We start from the raw sequence: 18,245 nt of genomic DNA on the forward strand, positions 1-18,245 counted from the left end.
TAACACCTCACTATTTTTGAACGAACTTGTAATCGAACTTACGGAAATCAGTCCACAAGAATTTTTTGGGCAACAAAACTCAAATATCGAGTTACTGAAGAAATACTTTCCAAAGCTTAAAATTGTAGCACGAGGAAATAAAATCAAGGTATTTGGAGACGAAGAACTATTGGAAGAATTCGACAAACGTTTTGATGAGCTAACCGGGCAATTTGCCAAATACAACAAGCTCGATGAAAACATGATCGAAAGGGTACTTACCAGCAACAGCAAGGAGGATTATACGTCGTCTTCTTCTAGTGGCGATGTTTTGGTACATGGGGTAAGTGGCAGGTTGATCAAGGCACAGACCGCCAATCAGCGTCGTTTGGTAGATGCCTGTAGGGCCAACGATATGGTTTTTGCCATTGGTCCGGCCGGTACGGGTAAAACGTACACCGGAGTGGCACTTGCCGTAAAGGCCTTAAAAGAAAAACAGGTTAGGCGAATTATCTTAACGAGACCTGCGGTAGAAGCAGGGGAGAACCTTGGATTTCTACCGGGAGATCTTAAGGAAAAGCTCGATCCATATATGCAGCCCCTCTACGATGCCCTTCGGGATATGATTCCAGCTGAAAAGCTCGAAAAATATATTGAGGACGGCACTATTCAAATAGCGCCAATGGCTTTTATGAGAGGTCGTACCTTGGATAACGCCTTTGTAATCCTGGATGAAGCGCAAAATACCACCCATGCCCAAATGAAGATGTTTTTGACCCGTATGGGCAAGAACGCCAAGTTTTTGCTAACAGGGGATCCTGGCCAGATTGATTTGCCACGTAGGGTAATCTCCGGACTTAAGGAAGCCTTGTTGATTTTAAAAAACGTGGAGGGTATCAGTATAATTTATTTGGACGATAAGGATGTGATCCGACACAAATTGGTGAAAAAGGTAATCGATGCCTATCAAAATATAGAGCACCAGAATCAATTCTAAGAAAATAATGGGAATGAATACACTGATGTCCACGGATTTTAATTTTCCTGGGCAAAAATCTGTTTACAAAGGAAAGGTAAGAGAGGTTTATACCTTGGATAACGATGTTCTGGTAATGGTGGCAACCGATCGTTTATCCGCTTTTGATGTGGTAATGCCCAAAGGAATACCCTATAAAGGACAAATCCTGAATCAAATTGCAACTAAAATGATGAAGGATACTGAAGATATAGTTCCTAATTGGTTAATGGCCACTCCAGATCCCAATGTTGCGGTAGGTAAGGCCTGTGAGCCATTCAAGGTGGAAATGGTGATTCGGGGCTATATGTCGGGCCATGCCGCTCGCGAATATAAAGCGGGAAAAAGAACACTTTGTGGTGTGTCCATGCCAGAGGGTATGAAAGAGAACGATAAATTCCCAGAGCCCATCATCACTCCGGCAACAAAGGCAGAAAAAGGAGATCATGACGAGGATATTTCCAAAGAAGAAATTTTAAAAAGAGGCATCGTATCTGCCGAAGATTACGAAGTTTTGGAAAAGTACACACGTGCACTGTTTCAGAGAGGAATCGAAATTGCCGCCAAAAGAGGACTGATCTTGGTGGATACCAAGTACGAGTTCGGTAAAACCAAAGATGGGGAAATTGTGTTGATCGATGAGATCCACACTCCCGATTCATCACGTTATTTTTATGCGGATGGTTATAAGGAGCGTCAAGAAAAAGGTGAAGCCCAAAAACAATTGTCAAAGGAATTTGTAAGACAATGGTTGATTTCCAACGGATTCCAAGGGCTGGAGGGACAGGAGGTCCCTGCAATGTCCGATGAGTATATCCAATCCGTATCTAACCGATATATTGAACTCTACGAAAACATAACCGGGGAGAAATTCGTTAAAAGTGATATATCGAATCTTCAAGAGCGTATTTTGACCAACGTTACTGATTATTTTGTAAAATAGTAATAACGAATTACGATTTAACCAATAAAATAAAGGGAATTTTATCAATTCCCTTTATTTATATCAATAGGTTTACAAAATATTTAAAGCTAATTTGATATATTTATGCTAATTAAGTATATCAACCATGGAAAGCTGTCCAAATTGTTCATCTACAGAGTTTACCAAAGCTGGGATCATTAAAGAGAGGCAACGCTACAAATGCAAATCCTGTGGTTACTATTTTACAGTACCTAAGTTGGGAAAGCAAATCGATGATTACTTTGTGAACAAAGCATTACAACTGTACTTGGAGGGACTTACCTATCGCGAAATAGAGCGTATTTTAGGGGTTTCCCATGTTTCGGTGATGAACTGGGTCAGAAAGTATAATATTAAAAGACCCTACAATTCCAAATATCACCCCACTTATAAGATTTTGAATCTTACCGAGCTTCAAAAATACTTTCAAAGCCCTGAAAATCTGAAAGGTGCAGGGCAACTGGTAACTGAACTTGGAGATAAATTTATGCTTATTAAATGGGATCGGTTCAAAGACTAGATATAGGTAATTAGCAAAAAAATATATTGATTTTCATTCGGGAATATATTTTTAAGATGTTCGTAGAGCACATAACTCACTAACATCCAAACTGAAATGAAAAATATACTGATCGGAACTGCGTTTTTTCTTCTTTGGGTTCCAAAATCATTTTCGCAAGGAAACACCGAGTACACGGGAGGTTTCAAAGTCAAGTTTAACGACGATGGTTCCAAATATCTTCGTATGATAGCATGGGGTCAATTTTGGGCCCAATACAATGATAATGTTCCAGACGATGTGAGCACAACAAACCTTAGTGTAAGACGAGCTAGGTTTTTGACCTTTACACAACTGAACAAGAAATTTCTAATACTAACCCATTTTGGGTTGAACAGTTTAAATGGAAACAACATTAGTGCTGTTGGAAAGGAAGATTCTTCCCAATTGTTCTTTCACGATTTTTGGGGAGAATGGCAAGTACACAAGAATGTAGCCATCGGTACCGGATTGCACTATTGGAACGGTATTTCCAGAATGAACAACAGTAGTACCCTAAACTTCCTGACCTTGGACAACAACCGTCCATCTTGGGCAGTTTTGGGACTAAGTGATCAGTTTGCCCGTCACATTGGGGTATATGCCAAAGGTAATATTGGAAGATTACAATATCGTGTTTCCTTTAACGAGGCCATAACCAATACCTTGGATGCTTCAAACGATCCAATACCCAATGGTCGAGCAGTATATCGGGGTCGCGAATTGCTGGGTTCAGCAGATGCGGGCAAAGTGATCCAAGGTTATTTTGACTATCATTTTTTAGATCAAGAATCCAATTTTTTGCCCTATAAAGTAGGAACATATTTGGGCAGTAAAAGAATATTTAATGTCGGTGCCGGATTCTTGACCCATAGAAACGGTACGGTAATAGCGGACGGAGCAGGAAACCTGGAAGGCGAAAATGTAAATATTTTCGCAGTGGATGCCTATTACGATGCCCCTCTTGGTCAAGATGGTTCTGCCATTACGGCCTACGCAGTATTCCAAAATAACGATTATGGTCGTAACTTCAACCTTGGGCCGTACGGAACCGGGAATATGGTTTATGGACATGTAGGATATCTGGTTTCCGGTCCAGCGGATAAATCAAGGGTACAGCCTTATGTGTCCTACCAAACAAGATCGATAGACGCAATAGACGATAACGCCACACGGTTGGGCTTGGGAATCAACCTATTTATGACAGGGCATCATTCTAAATTAACATTGGAGTATGCCAATTCAAAAATTGGTTCTGGTGACAACAATGGTGTGGTAACCTTGCAAGCACAGATTTATTTATAACTAAACAACCAACAAATTATGTCAGAAAAACAAAAAAAGGCCTCGGCCTATTGGAAAGAGAACCTAAGGTACTTGGTAATACTACTAGTCATTTGGTTCTTGGTCTCCTACGGAGCAGGTATCCTTTTTAAGGATGCATTGAACAACATTCGACTGGGCGGATTTAAACTTGGGTTTTGGTTCGCGCAACAAGGATCCATTTATGTATTTGTCATCCTCATTTTTGTGTACGTACGCCTAATGAACAAATTGGACAAAAAGTACGGATACGACGAAGAATAATTAACCGATAAAATCAAAACATTATGAGCGATGTACAAATTTGGACCTATGTCTTGGTAGCCTTGTCATTTGGTCTGTATATAGGAATAGCAATTTGGTCCCGAGCGGGTTCCACTAAAGAATTTTACGTGGCCGGAGGTGGTGTTTCCCCATTGGCCAACGGTATGGCCACTGCAGCGGATTGGATGTCGGCAGCGTCTTTTATATCCATGGCAGGAATTATTTCTTTTGCCGGCTACGATGGCGCCGTTTACCTTATGGGATGGACCGGTGGTTATGTACTCCTGGCCCTGCTATTGGCACCATATTTAAGAAAGTTTGGAAAGTTTACAGTGCCCGATTTTATTGGGGAACGCTATTACTCCAAAACAGCTAGGGTTGTTGCAGTTATCTGCGCACTCATCGTATCCTTTACTTATGTTGCCGGACAGATGAGAGGGGTAGGAATTGTGTTTTCAAGGTATCTGGAAGTAGATATCAATACCGGAGTTGTTATCGGAATGGTGATTGTATTGTTCTATGCCGTCCTTGGTGGTATGAAAGGGATAACCTATACTCAAGTGGCCCAATATTGCGTATTGATTTTCGCCTTTATGGTACCTGCAATTTTCATTTCTATCCAAATGACAGGGAACCCTGTGCCACAACTAGGATTTGGCAGCACTTTGGCCGATGGCTCTGGAACTTATCTTTTGGATAAACTGGACGGACTATCCACGGAACTCGGATTTGCAGAGTATACTGATGGATCTAAAAGTATGGTCGATGTTTTTGCCATAACCCTGGCACTTATGGTCGGTACCGCAGGTTTACCTCATGTAATCGTTCGTTTCTTTACCGTAAAACGGGTGCGAGATGCAAGAAAATCCGCAGGTTTGGCCTTGTTGTTCATTGCGATCTTGTACACTACTGCACCCGCAGTAGCCGTGTTTGCCAGAACTAATCTTATCGAAACTGTTAGTGGAAAAGAATATAATAGCATGCCAGAATGGTTCAATCGTTGGGAAAAAACAGGGTTGATAGGGCACGAGGATAAAAATGGCGATGGCATAATTCAATATGTAGCCTCACCCGAGGTAAACGAACTTAGCGTTGATAGGGACATTATGGTTTTGGCCAACCCGGAAATTGCAGATCTCCCGGCATGGGTTATTGGTTTAATTGCGGCAGGTGGATTGGCGGCTGCCCTATCTACGGCAGCAGGTCTGTTGTTGGTTATTTCCTCTTCGGTTTCCCATGATCTGATCAAGAACGTGCTTAAACCAGATCTTTCTGAAAAAGGCGAGCTATGGGCAGCAAGACTTTCTGCAGCCGTAGCAGTGGTTATAGCCGGTTATTTTGGGATCAATCCCCCCGGGTTTGTCGCAGCGGTGGTGGCCTTGGCCTTTGGATTGGCAGCGGCTTCGTTCTTCCCTGCCATTATTTTAGGTATTTTCTACAAAAAAATGAATAGCAAGGGAGCTGTTTCAGGAATGATCGTAGGCCTTTGTCTTATGCTCTTTTATATGCTGAAATTTAAATTTGGAATTTTTGACGGCGGAAAAGATGCCGTAGCAGGTCTTCAAGAAAGTTGGTGGTTTGGTGTTTCGCCAGAAGGATTTGGAACCATTGCCATGGTAGTCAACTTTATTGTCGCCATTGTAGTTAACATGTTTACTCCCGAACCACCTGAGGAAGTACAGGAAATAGTGGAACACATAAGAATACCCAGCGGTGCGGGTGAAGCATCGACACATTAATTAGTTGGTTGTGAAAAAGCGGTACGGTATGGTTTTACCGTACCGTTTTTTGTAATTTTAAGTTTGGCGACCTTGAAAATAAAAATGAAAAAACGGCATCAGCAGAAATTGATCCTTGTTTCCATAGTATTGTTCTTTTTATGGAATGTTCCCTTTGTTACCCTATTTGACAGCGATGGACATTTTTTCGGTTTCCCCATATTTTATGTTTTTATTTTCTTGAGCTGGTTGATCGCGATCGTTTTGGCCTATATCATTTTAAAACGGTTCTATGAGTAATTATGCAGTAGGATTGGTTATTGTACTGTATTTGGCCATGCTCTTTGTTCTAGCGTATTTTGCCGAAAAGAACAAACGAAGCAAATGGACGAACAACCCGTATGTGTATACCCTTTCCTTGGCCGTGTATTGTACAGCTTGGACCTATTACGGAAGTGTAGGGATAGCATCGAGCTCCGGGATTAGTTTTTTGGCCATTTATTTGGGACCGGTAATTGCCCTACCACTTTGGATCGTTTTAATGAGAAAGGTGATCCGTATATCCAAGCAGCACAAAATTTCCAGTATTGCCGATTTTATTTCCATGCGGTATGGTAACAACAGACAATTGGGAGCTTTGGTTACCTTAACGTGCTTGTTCGCTATAATTCCATACATATCCTTACAACTTAAAGCCGTATCCGAGACCTTTTCACTCATTTCCGCAAAGGGGAGTTACCGATCCACAGGTTTTTTTGATGATTCTACTTTTTACATCGCGTTGCTTATAGCGATTTTTGTAGCCTTCTACGGAACACTATCAACAGATACTTCGGAACATAGAAAAGGGATTGTGGCAACAGTGGCCTTGGAATCCATTTTAAAGTTGTGTTTTTTCTTGGTGATCGGTATTTACATCACATTCTACCTTTTTGATGGCACTGCGGATATCTACCATAAAGCAAGTTTACGAGATAATTTTGATCAACTGATCTCTTTTGGCGGTTTGGAAAATGGGTTTAATTGGCTTTTTACGATTTGTCTCTCTTTTTTCGCCATTTTTTTATTGCCCCGACAGTTCCATGTATCCGTAGTGGAAAATGATAACGAGAGTCACCTGCGTAAGGCCATTTGGTTGTTTCCTTTGTATTTGCTGTTGTTCAATGTATTTGTGATCTTTATTGCCTGGGCAGGAAACTTAAATTTGTCACAATCGGTAAACCACGATTATTATTCACTTTTATTGCCATTGCAGCACAACAATTACGGATTGGCCTTAATGGTTTTTGTTGGGGGATTCACTACCGTAATTTCAATGATCGTGGTATCTACCCTTGCTTTGTCCACAATGGTGAGCAACAATATTGTAATTCCTTATGGGTTTATAAAAACCTTGGTGGAAGGTAATCCGGAAGAAAATACCAAGCGTATCAAAAATATAAGAAGGGTCGCTATTTTCCTTTTGATCATTATGGCTTATTACTTCTACATCCAATTTTCGGCCCAATTATCCTTGTACTCCATTGGACTCATTTCTTTTTTGATCATTGCTCAGTTGGCACCGTCGTTCTTTCTAGGGTTGACCTGGAGACGAGGCACTGCACGTGGTGTCGAAGCAGGGATATTAATAGGTTTGGTTGTTGTTTTTTATACCTTGTTCCTGCCAGTTATCAGTAAAGCAACAATGCCGGAACTTGATTTTACTGAAGAGGGCTTTTTTGGTTTTGCATGGCTCAGGCCCGCACATTTGTTAGGATTGGATTATTTAACCCCGGAAAGCAATGCCTTTTTCTGGAGCATGTCTCTCAACACTCTGGTGTTTGTTGGACTTTCCCTAAGAACAAAAGGAAATTATAGGGAGAGGAACTATGCTGAAATGTTTGTGAACCACGAGAATTATGGCAACCTTCAAGAAGGGGGGTTTATATGGAAAGGAGAAGCCTACGTTGCCGATATAAAGCGATTGTTGAGCCGATTTTTGGGGGAGCAGCGTACCAACAGGGCTTTGCGGTTGTTCAATAGAAAATATAATATATCAGAAGCAGAGGAACGGGCAGATGCAAGATTGATCAATTTTTCTGAAAAACTACTAACGGGAAGTATTGGGAGTGCTTCGGCCAAAATTTTATTGGCCTCGGTATCCAAGGAAACACCTATAAGTTTGGTAGAAGTGCTCAATATTCTGGAAGAGAGTAAAGAGACAAAGGCCAGTAATAAACTGCTCAGGGAAAAATCTGCTGAACTGGCCGCAATGACGCAGCAATTAAAAACGGCCAATGAAGAACTGCGCATACAGGATAAACTTAAAGATGAGTTTTTGGATACGGTTGCACATGAGCTCAAAACACCCATAACCTCCATAAAAGCTGCATCGGAAGTATTGGAGGACGAGAATATGCCTCCCGAATTAAGAAATAGGTTCCTAGAGAATATAAATAGGGACACGGATAGGTTGAGCACTTTAATACACAATATCCTAGATCTGGAAAAATTGTCCGGTAATCGAACAGAGTTGGACATTCGGGAACACAATATGTCCAAAACTATAGGAAAGGCCATCAAGGGAGTGGAACAGATCGCATCCAAAAAAGAAACAAAGATCAAATTTTCGAGCAAGGAAAAAATCCTTGCATTTTATGATGAAGACCGAATTTTACAGGTATTGACAAATTTGCTGTCGAATTCCCTTAAATTTACAGAACCCCGTAACGGAAAAATTAAAATTCTGTTGGAAGGTCTGGAAAACGAGTTGTTGGTCGCCATTGAAGACAATGGAAGAGGAATCCCAGATGAGGACAAAGATTACATTTTCGAAAAATTTTATCAATCAAAAAACCAGAACATAAAAAAACCAAAGGGCAGTGGACTTGGTCTTGCCATTTGTAAAAAAATAGTGGAAAGTCATAACGGGACCATTGTGGTGGATAAGAATTTTAAGTCAGGTACTCGAATGATCTTTTCAATACCCAAAAAATAATGGAGCAGAAGAAAATACTGATCGTAGATGATGAACCCAATATCGTAATGTCGTTGGAATATGCCTTTAAAAAGAAAGATTTTGAGGTGTTTATTGCAAGAGACGGTACAGAGGCATTGGAAATAGCCATCAAAGAGGAACCAGACCTTATTTTACTGGATATAATGATGCCGGAAATGGACGGGTTTGAAACACTGAAACGAGTAAGAAACAATCAGGACCTCAACCATACCAAAGTGGTATTCCTGTCAGCAAAAAGTAAGGAGAAAGATATAGAAAAAGGATTAAAAATGGGCGCCGATGGTTACATGACCAAGCCCTTTTCCATAAAAAAAGTAATCACCGATATCGAAGGGTTATTGAGGTAGACATGCTTTTAAAATAGCGAGAAGAAAAATAAATTACATATAAACTAAACAAATTTATAGATGAGTAATTATCATATCAAACATTTGGAAGAGTACTTTCAAGTGTACCGAAAATCCGTAAGAAACCCGGAAGGTTTCTGGGAGGAAGTAGCAGAGGAACACTTTCATTGGCGAAAAAAATGGGATACTGTTTTGGAATGGGATTTCTCCAAGCCGGAGATAAGCTGGTTCAAAGGAGCCAAACTTAATATTACGGAAAACTGTATCGACCGTCACTTAAGAATCCGGGGCGACAAGACAGCAATTCTATTTGAACCGAACGACCCGAGCGAAGAAGCGGAACATATTACGTATAACCAACTGCATGAACGTGTTTGTAAATATGCCAATGTATTAAAGGATCAAGGTGTAAAAAAAGGGGATAGGGTCGTAGTTTATTTACCTATGATTCCCGATTTGGCCATTGCAATTTTGGCCTGCGCTCGAATTGGAGCCATACATTCGGTGGTTTTTGCCGGATTTTCCTCTACTGCACTCTCTACTAGGATCAACGATTGTGGCGCTAAGATGGTGCTCACTTCTGACGGATCGTACCGAGGAAAAAAAATAATCGACTTAAAAGCTATTGTAGATGAAGCCTTGGAGAGTTGCCCAGATGTAAAGACCGTTCTAGTGACCAAGCGCACAGGAGGAGAGGTGACTATGAAGGAAGGTCGCGATATATGGGTGCAACCATTGCTGGATAAGGCCTATTTGGACTGTGTTCCGGAAATTATGGATGCAGAAGACCCCCTGTTTATTCTTTACACCTCAGGTTCTACAGGCCGTCCAAAGGGAATGGTGCATACCACCGGAGGATATATGGTATACACCGCCTATTCGTTTAAAAATGTATTCCAATATCGTGAGGAGGATGTGTATTGGTGTACCGCGGATATTGGTTGGATCACAGGGCACTCCTACATTGTTTATGGACCGCTGGCCAATGGGGCCACTACAGTTATGTTCGAGGGAGTTCCTTCCTATCCCGATTTTGGAAGATTTTGGGAAGTGGTTCAAAAACACAAGGTAACCCAATTTTATACTGCACCAACGGCGATCCGGGCCTTGGCAAAGCAGAATTTGGATTTTGTGACCGATTACGATTTGTCCAGTTTAAAAGTCTTGGGAACCGTTGGGGAGCCGATCAATGAGGAGGCTTGGCACTGGTACAATGATCATGTAGGTGATAAAAAATGTCCTATCGTAGATACTTGGTGGCAAACCGAGACCGGAGGAATACTAATTTCTCCAATTCCATTTTCCACTCCTACAAAACCAACCTATGCAACATTGCCCTTGCCGGGCATTCAACCAGCGCTAATGGATGAGACAGGAGAAGAAATCAAAGGAAATCAGGTAGATGGTCGTTTATGCATCAAGTTTCCATGGCCATCCATAGCAAGGACCATTTGGGGCAATCATCAACGGTATAAGGACACCTATTTTTCTGCCTTCGAAGGCAAATATTTTACCGGAGATGGAGCTTTAAGAGATGAAGTGGGATATTATAGGATTACGGGAAGGGTAGATGATGTGATCATTGTTTCCGGGCACAATCTAGGAACAGCGCCCATTGAAGATGCCATTAACGAACATCCGGCCGTTGCAGAATCTGCCATTGTTGGATTCCCACACGATATAAAAGGAAATGCGTTGTACGGTTATATTATTTTGAAGGAAACAGGAGAAGACCGTAACCGGGATAACCTAAAAAAGGAAATCAATGAATTGATCACCGATCACATTGGACCAATTGCCAAATTGGACAAGATTCAATTTACAGAAGGATTGCCCAAAACGCGAAGCGGTAAGATCATGAGGCGTATTCTAAGAAAAATTGCATCCAAAGACACGGCAAACCTTGGAGATACATCCACTTTATTGAATCCGGAAGTAGTGGAGAGCATTATCAAGGAAAGTCTTTAAGACAACAAATTCAAATAAAAAAACGGCCTCCTTATCTCAGGAGGTCTTTTAGTTTATTGGGCTTTAATTTTTCAATAACCCTTAATAGGGCTATGGCAGTTATGTAGGCGTCGCCCAGCGCGGTGTGCCTATCTTTTCGGGAAATACTGAATTTTTTGGCCAAATCGTCCAAAGAGTAACGTTCCTTTTTTTCCACTACGGAAGAAATCAACACAGTTCTGGAGTAAAGTGATTCGGTATCCAGTGTCTTATTTTTTAATTTAGGGAGTCCGTTCCTTTTAAGAGCGTCATTCATCATACGTACATCGAACATAACATGGTGCCCCACCAGAACATGGTTTCCAATATATTTTAAAAATAATTTCAGCGCATCCAATTCGGAAATGCAGTTGTACTTGGTTTTTTTAAGGATGCCATGTATCTCGGCGCTCTGCTTATCGTAATGCTCTTGTTTTAAATACAGCTCAAGGCTATCTTTTACCACAATATTATTGTCCTTTAGTTTTAAGGCGCCAATGCACAACATCCGATCTTTGGTAAGATTAAAGCCGGTGGTTTCCGTATCAAATACAACAAACGTGTTGTCTTTGACATCCGTGGGTAGCTTTTCATTGAAATTTGCATTGTAATCCCACCAAAAATCGGGAAGTTCCAATTCTTTTTTTTTGAAGAAAGACCACATTAGCGCAAGAGGTTTTTGACCTGGAACCTGACCTCGATCAAAGATTGTATTTCCTTGATGGTCTTAAAGGTTCTCTTTAATTTTATTTTTTCCTCTTTGTTCAATTTATCCAGTGCAATATATCTGCCGGAATCATTATGGAGTAGGCCCTGTCTGGTTCTAAATTTGAGCAAGGCTTTACTAGCGTATGAGCACGCCAAGTATAATTCCTTGTTATTGGGTTCCAGTTCGGCAAGTTTTTCGTACCTACCTGCTGTATTGTTTATGGATTTGATGGAATGTGACAGGATAAGTACCCTTGCTGCATCGATTATCGGCATTAGCGCACGGAGCTTTAAATCAAAAAAGTCTTTGTGCTCACCATCTTGTTCCACCAAAAAATCCCTAAAAAACCCTGAAGGTGACGGATTCTGAAGAGCCCCACTGGCCAAATGTGTAAAAAATTGTGGGTATCGGTTGGCATGGCCAAATATACTGTGGGACAATTCGTCCGCCAGTAACTTTTCTCCAAAGACCACGCTATAATCAAAGAAAATGGAAGAGAGCAATATCTCATCCGGTCCAGGGTTATGGATCCAATGGGCGGTTATCTTTTTCCATTCGCTCAAACTCTGGCACCAAGATGGGTTGGAGGCCATCATGTTTGCAGGACAATATTCAAAACCAATGGTGTTCAGACTTTTGGAAATACGCTCGCCCAATTTTAGAAAATAACTTCTGGTTTCCTCGAGCTTTTCATCCGCAACATCTTCAAAAATAATGGCATTGTCCTGATCGGTATTTAGTAATTGTTCCCCGCGTCCTTGACTCCCCATACTGAGCCAAGTAAATTTAACGGGGGGCTCGCGCTCCATTTTTGCTAAAGCCAATTGTATAACCTGCTTGGTTGAGGCATCGTTTAATTCAGAAATTATTTTCGACACCAGTCCCAAAGGGATGTTTTGTTCCAAGTATCCTTGCAAAAGGTTCATGGTGCCGTGCCGGATACTTCGTAATCTTTTAGCTGTGGCAGCTCTTTTTATGGCACGTAGAAGCACTGCTGGATTGTTTCCGACAGCGACCATAATATCGTGTTTGGAAAGAATCCCGACAGCGGGAGTCTCGGTTGTACCGTCTTCTGTGAGAACCAAATGACTGATGTTACTTTTCATCATGGCCATTTGAGATTGGGCCAAAGTAAGCTCTTTTGGATAGGTGATGATTGGTGAAGACATAATGGTCCTGGCCGATTCGGTTATTGGATATTGTCCGGTAGCCACTTTTTTTCTGAGGTCCTTGTCCGTTATTATTCCCACGGGCAATTGCTCTTTCTCCACTAAAATAGAGCTCACATTGTGCTTGGTCATTATATCTGCAATTTCCTTTATACTTGCGTTTTCCGCACAGGTGATGAGGTCCTTGGAGTATTTTATAGGTTGTAGGTCCAATATTTTATTGGTAGAATAGCGCTCGGCATCTTCATTTATTCCATAAAGTTTGCCCCGATGTTTTATCGAATAGGGATTTCCGGTATTGGACGCAAAGCTTTCGATTAAAAAATTGCCAATACGTTTATTTTCGAGGGCCAAGGGTTTAAATTCCTTGATAGGAATGGCATAAAGAATTGTTTCTTCGTAAGCTTTTGCTTCCAATTTATATTTTTCCTGTGCCAAAAGGGGGCGTAAACCAAAAACGTCGCCTTCGTCGCATATATCCAAGATTTGACTCGATCCTACTTTGGACAGCGAAACGGCTCCTTTGTTTACCACATAAAAATGATCATGGGGATTTTCGTTCTGGGAAAAAACTATGGTATTGGTCTCTTTATGGATAATGACCACCTCAATGGACAATTTTTCCAATTGTTCGGGCTCCATTGCATTGAAAGGCGGGTAATTTTTTAAAAAGTCGGCAATACGTTCGGATATTGTATTCTTCATGCTAGCCTATATGTAAACGTAAATCCTAGAAAAGTCCATCAAAATATGAGCATTGGGTTGTCACAAACAACCAATGGCAACGTTATTTCCCTTTACTGGCCTTATTATAGGCCCTGATCATGAGAATGGCCCATACGGCCACGAGCACAATAACAACAGCAGAAAACCATAAAACGATATTATTTGCCGTCATTGTCCACAAGTTTTAGGTAAATCATAACTCCCAAGAGGGTAGGGGCCCACAGTCCCACAAAGAGACCATGTTCGGTGTGTCCATTAAGAAAAAGGTATTCCGCCACTAAGATGATCATTGCGCATAGAGTCAGCATCAATAGATTAGCGGTTCCCAGTTTTTTAAAATAATTCATTATTTGGTTGGTTTTTGGACTTTTAAGTTAGTGAAAAAAGAATACCAAGAAAATATAAATTGTTCTACTTTTAAGGAGAAGGGCGGTTTATGGCTACGCAGTTACCCAATTCGAGTTCCATTGGCCACTTTTCTTTCCGGTTGGATCAATGTAACTTCTTTTTCATCGCCGACGCAGCCCATCACCAAACATTTGCTCATTATCGTGGCTATTTGTTTTGGAGGAAAATTGAGAACTGCGATCACTTGTTTGCCGACCAATTCTTCCGGTGTATATAGTTTTGTAATTTGGGCCGATGTTTTTCTTGTGCCAAAGGGTCCAAAATCCACGATCATTTTATAGGCAGGGTTCCTTACTTCTTTAAATTTTTCTGCAGAGATAATGGTTCCTACCCTCATTTCCACTTTCATGAATTCGCTCCAATTTAATTTTTCTTGTTCCGACTGTTCCATTCTATAAATTAATTGAACACCAAAGGTAGGGATAAGCATAGGTTTTAGCCAGCCTTGCCTAATGGTTAAGGATTATTTGTGATGCACCAGGAATTATGGATTACAAAATCCAGAGGGGTGAGGTCAGTCGAAACAAAATGATTTTTATAAATGGATGAATGGGTTAAACTTGATATGGTCAGATTCAACTTGTTTACAGGGTGTACTGTTGGTTGCAAATGCCATTTTTTAGTTAAATCCAAAAATATTATGGAGCAATACGCGTAATGTTTTATTGACTTTCATCTGTTTTGGCCTTTAAAATTGAAATCCAGATTCCTATGGCCAACGAAATACCGATGAACAGTAATGAAAACCATTCTGGTATTTCCACCCAACTGGCTGTAATGAGCTTAAGGGAAACAAAGATCAATATGGAAAAAACACTATACTTTAAATACTTGAACTTCTCCAACATGTTCGCCAAGAAAAAATAGAGCGAACGCAGTCCCATAATGGCAAATATATTGGAACTGAAAACAATAAACGGGTCGGTAGTGAGGGCAAAGATTGCCGGAATACTGTCAAGAGCAAATAAAATATCGGTAAATTCTATAGTGATCAGGGCTCCAAACATTGCAGTAAAAACGCGTTTTCCGTTTATTTCGGTCCTAAAATGGCCATTATCCAATTTGTTCGATATATTAAAAAACTTGGCGATTCCTTTGTTTTGTTCATAGTCCTTAGGTTGTTCTTCTTTTTTTAGCATGTTAAAAGCGGTGTACAAGAGGAACAGACCAAAAAAAATGGTGATTTGGTGAATTTTGTGAATTAGAATGAGACCTACACCAATAAGAATAGCCCTAAACACTATGGCTCCGATTATACCGAGAAACAGTAATTTATGTTGGTACTGTTTTGGGATTTTGTACCCAACAAAAATTATCGCTATAACGAACAGGTTGTCCACGCTTAACGATAGTTCGATAATGTAGCCTGTGAGATATTTTATCACACTATTGCCAGGAGAGAGGTTGCTTGGGTTGTCCACCATCCCATTTTTGTAAAACCAATAGACAATTCCGCTAAAAACCAAGGCATTTACAACAAAAAAGAGGGTTTCAAATACAGCTTGTTTGGGGTTGGTCGCCTTATCCTTTTTGTGTAGGATAAAGAAATCGATAAACAAGAGTACGCCTACATGGGCTATCAAAACAATCCAAGGCAAGGTATTTCCCATGGTTTAGTCAGGTTTTTGTTTTGCTATTGTGCATTGTAAATATAAAACTAACGAGATCCCATTGTAGCAATTATTTTAATGACTAGTTTATGTCGATTTAAATAACTGATTTTATAGGGCCTCAATATTTTAGGATTCCACTTTCCGAATTAAATTTTTTACACAGAACTAAATTCTAGGGAATTGGATATAGTATTCAAATTATGAATGACCGAGGTAGAATTTGTTTTATTCTTTGTTTCTAATTTCTTTTTCCAGACTGGAAATCAAACTTTGGTACTCCAACTCCAAACTCTCGCCTTTTAAAATAACTTCGTTCATCTTGTTGAGTAATAGAATATACATGTTCTTAAGTTTTTGGGAGCTGAAGGTTTCGATATAAAGTGCTCTGTCCTTAAGCTTTTCGTCGTTGGTCCGCTTACGGATTTTAGCTAGAATTTCTGGATTTATATTTAAATGTTCAATGAAATTTTTTTCCAGATGCTCTTTGGTAAACTCGGTTATCTCATCTTCACTTTCTTGGTAATCCACAACGCGGTCATAAAGCTTGGAAATTCTATTTTTTAGCGAATCGTTGGTGATGATCTCAATTTTACCAGAGCTGATTATGGAATTATAAATCCCTGTTGATGGATCAAAGGTGTGGTTTTCAACATTAGTGGTGATCAACGAATCCAAATAGGTTAGGTCCCTATCGGAGAGATCGACAAAAATAACCTCCTGAAGGCTTTTGTTCCTTAGTATCTGCGCCTTTAAAATAAGGTCCAGTTCGTTAAGGTTTATTTTGATGGATTCGCGAAGACTTTTTAAGGTATTAAGCTCGGACCTGTGCAATTGTTTGTCTTGGTTCCAATTGTTTATCTGCAACGCGATCAATATTCCCAAGACCACAAGCGTTATTTCTCCAATGGCATAGGCCAGATAGTTTTTGAACTTTCCTTCCGAAAGTAATCTCCTTCTAATTCGTCTAAAAATCTTGATCATAGGTTCATTAGTTCTGATGGTTGAAAGACTTTGAAAACATCTTCCAAAAAGGAACATAAGTTACTGATTTTCGCCTAAGCATTGTTCATCCAAATCGTAAACACAAAATTTGGGGTCGAACTAAACGAATTAATTGAACACTTCCTCCATTTTAAAAGCTTTCCTGTGTCAGTTCATGGTTTATCATTGCTCCGGTTAAGTTTCCGCCATACACCGCCGTAGCAACGGAGCGCATCATGGAACTATTGTCTCCACAGGCAAAAATGCCTTCTTGTGTTGTCTTTTGCATTGCATTAACTTCGATATGTCCTTGATCTGTAAGATTACAGCCCAACATTTTTGGCAGGTGAGAATTTTGTTCAAAAGGAATAGAGGCGTAAGCATATTCAAAGCTTTCCTTACTTCCATCATTAAAAACAATCTTTTCCAGGTGTCCGTTAACGTGTTCAATTTCCAATACCTTTTTATCTATGATCTTAATATTGTGCCGCTCCAACTTTTTGATTTGAGTCTCATCAAAATCGTGCTTACCGTTGGTAAGAACAGTGATTTGGTCGGTTAAATTATTTATTAAAGAAGCAAGATGAAACGCTCTGTCCCCATTGGCGATTATGGCAGTTTTTGTGTTTCTTATTTCGTATCCGTGGCAATACGGACAGTGTACAACGGAAATTCCCCAACATTCCGAAAATCCTTTTATTGAAGGCATTAGGTCCTTAATTCCGGATGCGAACACCATTTTTTTAGCAGTAAAACTGTCTCCTTTGTGCGTTGTGACTTCAAATCCATTTTTAACCCTCTTACCACTAACTACAAGACCATTATAAAAATGTACACTGTTGTACTTTTTTACCTGATCTTGTGCAATTTCTGAAATCTCATTTGGTGTGGATCCGTCTTGGGTAAGAAAATTATGGGAATGTGGCGTTTGTCGGTTACAAGGATTACCGGCATCAATTACCAAAGTTGTTCTTAGAGAACGTCCCAAGGCCATGGCTGTTGAAAGTCCTGCATAACTGCCGCCTATTATAATTACTTCGAAATCTTTTTTATTCATTGTGTTGTATTTCTGATAGTTGTTTATTTATTGAGGTACAAAACCATTTGTATCAGCTAATTTTTTTGCGAGAATCCAATAATGGATAAAATTAGCTAAAAATTTATTAATGCAATAAAGTCGCATTAATAATATAGATCAACCTAGTACCAAATAGCTATTCCGTATGCTTTGTTTGGGAGTCCTATAAAGAAAAGTTGTAGAGTTTTTATGCTGAATTAATAAAACGGAAATGTAGATGAAGGACATAAAAAAAGCCATCTAACTAAAATACAGTTAAATGGCTTCTCATTTTGTAGCGAGAGGGGGACTTGAACCCCCGGCCTCCGGGTTATGAATCCGACGCTCTAACCAGCTGAGCTACCTCGCCATGGTTTTGCTAAGCGGGTGCAAATATATGTTTAAATTTTCGCTGAATCAAAATTCATTATTAATTTATTATTTGACATT

General features: G+C 40.1%; 17 protein-coding genes and 1 tRNA gene. 10 read left to right on the plus strand and 8 right to left on the minus strand.

The features are described from left to right. Nucleotides 1–16 precede the first annotated feature (16 nt). The 10 genes from MJO53_RS14320 to acs all read left to right on the plus strand — a co-directional run bounded on the left by MJO53_RS14320 (nt 17) and on the right by acs (nt 11,114). On the plus strand, nt 17–976 hold the full coding sequence (locus MJO53_RS14320; RefSeq protein ID WP_224837213.1) for a PhoH family protein: 960 nt from the start codon (nt 17–19) through the stop codon (nt 974–976). 7 nt (nt 977–983) lie between these two features. Beyond that, nucleotides 984–1,937: a phosphoribosylaminoimidazolesuccinocarboxamide synthase gene (locus tag MJO53_RS14325; RefSeq protein ID WP_252079600.1), complete on the plus strand. Its 954-nt coding sequence runs from the start codon at nt 984–986 to the stop codon at nt 1,935–1,937. A 127-nt stretch (nt 1,938–2,064) separates the two neighbouring features. Beyond that, nucleotides 2,065–2,478, plus strand: a complete 414-nt coding sequence (locus MJO53_RS14330) for a transposase-like zinc-binding domain-containing protein (RefSeq protein ID WP_224837215.1) — start codon at nt 2,065–2,067, stop codon at nt 2,476–2,478. Between the two features lie 96 nt (nt 2,479–2,574). Beyond that, on the plus strand, nt 2,575–3,801 hold the full coding sequence (locus tag MJO53_RS14335) for a hypothetical protein (RefSeq protein ID WP_252079601.1): 1,227 nt from the start codon (nt 2,575–2,577) through the stop codon (nt 3,799–3,801). A gap of 18 nt (nt 3,802–3,819) precedes the next feature. Then, the gene (locus MJO53_RS14340) at nt 3,820–4,083 is read left to right on the plus strand and encodes a DUF4212 domain-containing protein (protein ID WP_224837217.1); all 264 of its coding nucleotides are present in this window, start codon (nt 3,820–3,822) and stop codon (nt 4,081–4,083) included. Nucleotides 4,084–4,106: 23 nt separating this feature from the next. Next, nucleotides 4,107–5,822 (plus strand): sodium:solute symporter family protein, encoded by a 1,716-nt coding sequence (locus MJO53_RS14345; RefSeq protein WP_224837218.1) that lies wholly within the window; start codon nt 4,107–4,109, stop codon nt 5,820–5,822. Nucleotides 5,823–5,906: 84 nt separating this feature from the next. Continuing rightward, a complete protein-coding gene (locus MJO53_RS14350; RefSeq protein ID WP_224837219.1) occupies nt 5,907–6,101 on the plus strand; it encodes a hypothetical protein in 195 nt (64 codons plus the stop codon). Then, entirely contained in the window at nt 6,094–8,778 is a 2,685-nt protein-coding gene (locus tag MJO53_RS14355; protein WP_252079602.1) for an ATP-binding protein, read from the plus strand. The genes MJO53_RS14350 and MJO53_RS14355 overlap by 8 nt, the downstream gene beginning before the upstream one ends. Next, on the plus strand, nt 8,778–9,146 hold the full coding sequence (locus MJO53_RS14360; RefSeq protein ID WP_252079603.1) for a response regulator transcription factor: 369 nt from the start codon (nt 8,778–8,780) through the stop codon (nt 9,144–9,146). Before MJO53_RS14355 ends, MJO53_RS14360 begins: the two co-directional genes overlap by 1 nt. Nucleotides 9,147–9,206: 60 nt before the next feature. Continuing rightward, nucleotides 9,207–11,114 carry an acetate--CoA ligase gene (acs, locus tag MJO53_RS14365; RefSeq protein WP_252079604.1) on the plus strand — a complete coding sequence of 636 codons (1,908 nt, stop codon included), beginning with the start codon at nt 9,207–9,209 and terminating at the stop codon, nt 11,112–11,114. A gap of 31 nt (nt 11,115–11,145) precedes the next feature. Here acs and MJO53_RS14370 read toward each other — a convergent pair whose 3' ends face one another. The 8 genes from MJO53_RS14370 to MJO53_RS14405 all read right to left on the minus strand — a co-directional run bounded on the left by MJO53_RS14370 (nt 11,146) and on the right by MJO53_RS14405 (nt 18,165). Continuing rightward, entirely contained in the window at nt 11,146–11,796 is a 651-nt protein-coding gene (locus MJO53_RS14370; protein WP_252079605.1) for a PolC-type DNA polymerase III, read from the minus strand. Further along, nucleotides 11,796–13,715 (minus strand): DUF294 nucleotidyltransferase-like domain-containing protein, encoded by a 1,920-nt coding sequence (locus tag MJO53_RS14375; RefSeq protein ID WP_252079606.1) that lies wholly within the window; start codon nt 13,713–13,715, stop codon nt 11,796–11,798. Before MJO53_RS14375 ends, MJO53_RS14370 begins: the two co-directional genes overlap by 1 nt. 179 nt (nt 13,716–13,894) lie before the next feature. Then, complete coding sequence (locus MJO53_RS14380) at nt 13,895–14,083, minus strand: hypothetical protein (RefSeq protein WP_224837225.1); 189 nt, start codon at nt 14,081–14,083, stop codon at nt 13,895–13,897. 101 nt (nt 14,084–14,184) lie between these two features. Then, nucleotides 14,185–14,535, minus strand: coding sequence for a tRNA-binding protein (locus MJO53_RS14385; protein ID WP_252079607.1), 351 nt, complete (start codon nt 14,533–14,535; stop codon nt 14,185–14,187). 271 nt (nt 14,536–14,806) lie between these two features. Further along, nucleotides 14,807–15,754 (minus strand): TerC/Alx family metal homeostasis membrane protein, encoded by a 948-nt coding sequence (locus MJO53_RS14390; RefSeq protein ID WP_252079608.1) that lies wholly within the window; start codon nt 15,752–15,754, stop codon nt 14,807–14,809. 228 nt (nt 15,755–15,982) lie between these two features. After that, on the minus strand, nt 15,983–16,738 hold the full coding sequence (locus MJO53_RS14395) for a DUF6090 family protein (RefSeq protein WP_224837228.1): 756 nt from the start codon (nt 16,736–16,738) through the stop codon (nt 15,983–15,985). 151 nt (nt 16,739–16,889) lie between these two features. Continuing rightward, nucleotides 16,890–17,795: an NAD(P)/FAD-dependent oxidoreductase gene (locus MJO53_RS14400; RefSeq protein ID WP_252079609.1), complete on the minus strand. Its 906-nt coding sequence runs from the start codon at nt 17,793–17,795 to the stop codon at nt 16,890–16,892. A 296-nt stretch (nt 17,796–18,091) separates the two neighbouring features. Beyond that, nucleotides 18,092–18,165: transfer RNA gene (locus MJO53_RS14405), tRNA-Met, on the minus strand. Nucleotides 18,166–18,245 lie beyond the last annotated feature (80 nt).

The sequence above is a fragment of the Flagellimonas marinaquae genome (genome assembly GCF_023716465.1).
In the GTDB taxonomy this organism is placed as follows: Bacteria; Bacteroidota; Bacteroidia; order Flavobacteriales; family Flavobacteriaceae; genus Flagellimonas; species Flagellimonas alginolytica.

What these genes read in the sequence shown, in the direction of transcription:
- MJO53_RS14325 (WP_252079600.1), top strand. Translation starts at nt 984, where the DNA reads ATGGGAATGAATACACTGATGTCCACGGATTTTAATTTTCCTGGGCAA.
- MJO53_RS14330 (WP_224837215.1), top strand. Translation starts at nt 2,065, where the DNA reads ATGGAAAGCTGTCCAAATTGTTCATCTACAGAGTTTACCAAAGCTGGG.
- MJO53_RS14335 (WP_252079601.1), top strand. Translation starts at nt 2,575, where the DNA reads ATGAAAAATATACTGATCGGAACTGCGTTTTTTCTTCTTTGGGTTCCA.
- MJO53_RS14340 (WP_224837217.1), top strand. Translation starts at nt 3,820, where the DNA reads ATGTCAGAAAAACAAAAAAAGGCCTCGGCCTATTGGAAAGAGAACCTA.
- MJO53_RS14345 (WP_224837218.1), top strand. Translation starts at nt 4,107, where the DNA reads ATGAGCGATGTACAAATTTGGACCTATGTCTTGGTAGCCTTGTCATTT.
- MJO53_RS14350 (WP_224837219.1), top strand. Translation starts at nt 5,907, where the DNA reads ATGAAAAAACGGCATCAGCAGAAATTGATCCTTGTTTCCATAGTATTG.
- MJO53_RS14355 (WP_252079602.1), top strand. Translation starts at nt 6,094, where the DNA reads ATGAGTAATTATGCAGTAGGATTGGTTATTGTACTGTATTTGGCCATG.
- MJO53_RS14360 (WP_252079603.1), top strand. Translation starts at nt 8,778, where the DNA reads ATGGAGCAGAAGAAAATACTGATCGTAGATGATGAACCCAATATCGTA.
- acs (WP_252079604.1), top strand. Translation starts at nt 9,207, where the DNA reads ATGAGTAATTATCATATCAAACATTTGGAAGAGTACTTTCAAGTGTAC.
- MJO53_RS14370 (WP_252079605.1), bottom strand. Translation starts at nt 11,796, where the DNA reads ATGTGGTCTTTCTTCAAAAAAAAAGAATTGGAACTTCCCGATTTTTGG.
- MJO53_RS14375 (WP_252079606.1), bottom strand. Translation starts at nt 13,715, where the DNA reads ATGAAGAATACAATATCCGAACGTATTGCCGACTTTTTAAAAAATTAC.
- MJO53_RS14380 (WP_224837225.1), bottom strand. Translation starts at nt 14,083, where the DNA reads ATGAATTATTTTAAAAAACTGGGAACCGCTAATCTATTGATGCTGACT.
- MJO53_RS14385 (WP_252079607.1), bottom strand. Translation starts at nt 14,535, where the DNA reads ATGGAACAGTCGGAACAAGAAAAATTAAATTGGAGCGAATTCATGAAA.
- MJO53_RS14390 (WP_252079608.1), bottom strand. Translation starts at nt 15,754, where the DNA reads ATGGGAAATACCTTGCCTTGGATTGTTTTGATAGCCCATGTAGGCGTA.
- MJO53_RS14395 (WP_224837228.1), bottom strand. Translation starts at nt 16,738, where the DNA reads ATGATCAAGATTTTTAGACGAATTAGAAGGAGATTACTTTCGGAAGGA.
- MJO53_RS14400 (WP_252079609.1), bottom strand. Translation starts at nt 17,795, where the DNA reads ATGAATAAAAAAGATTTCGAAGTAATTATAATAGGCGGCAGTTATGCA.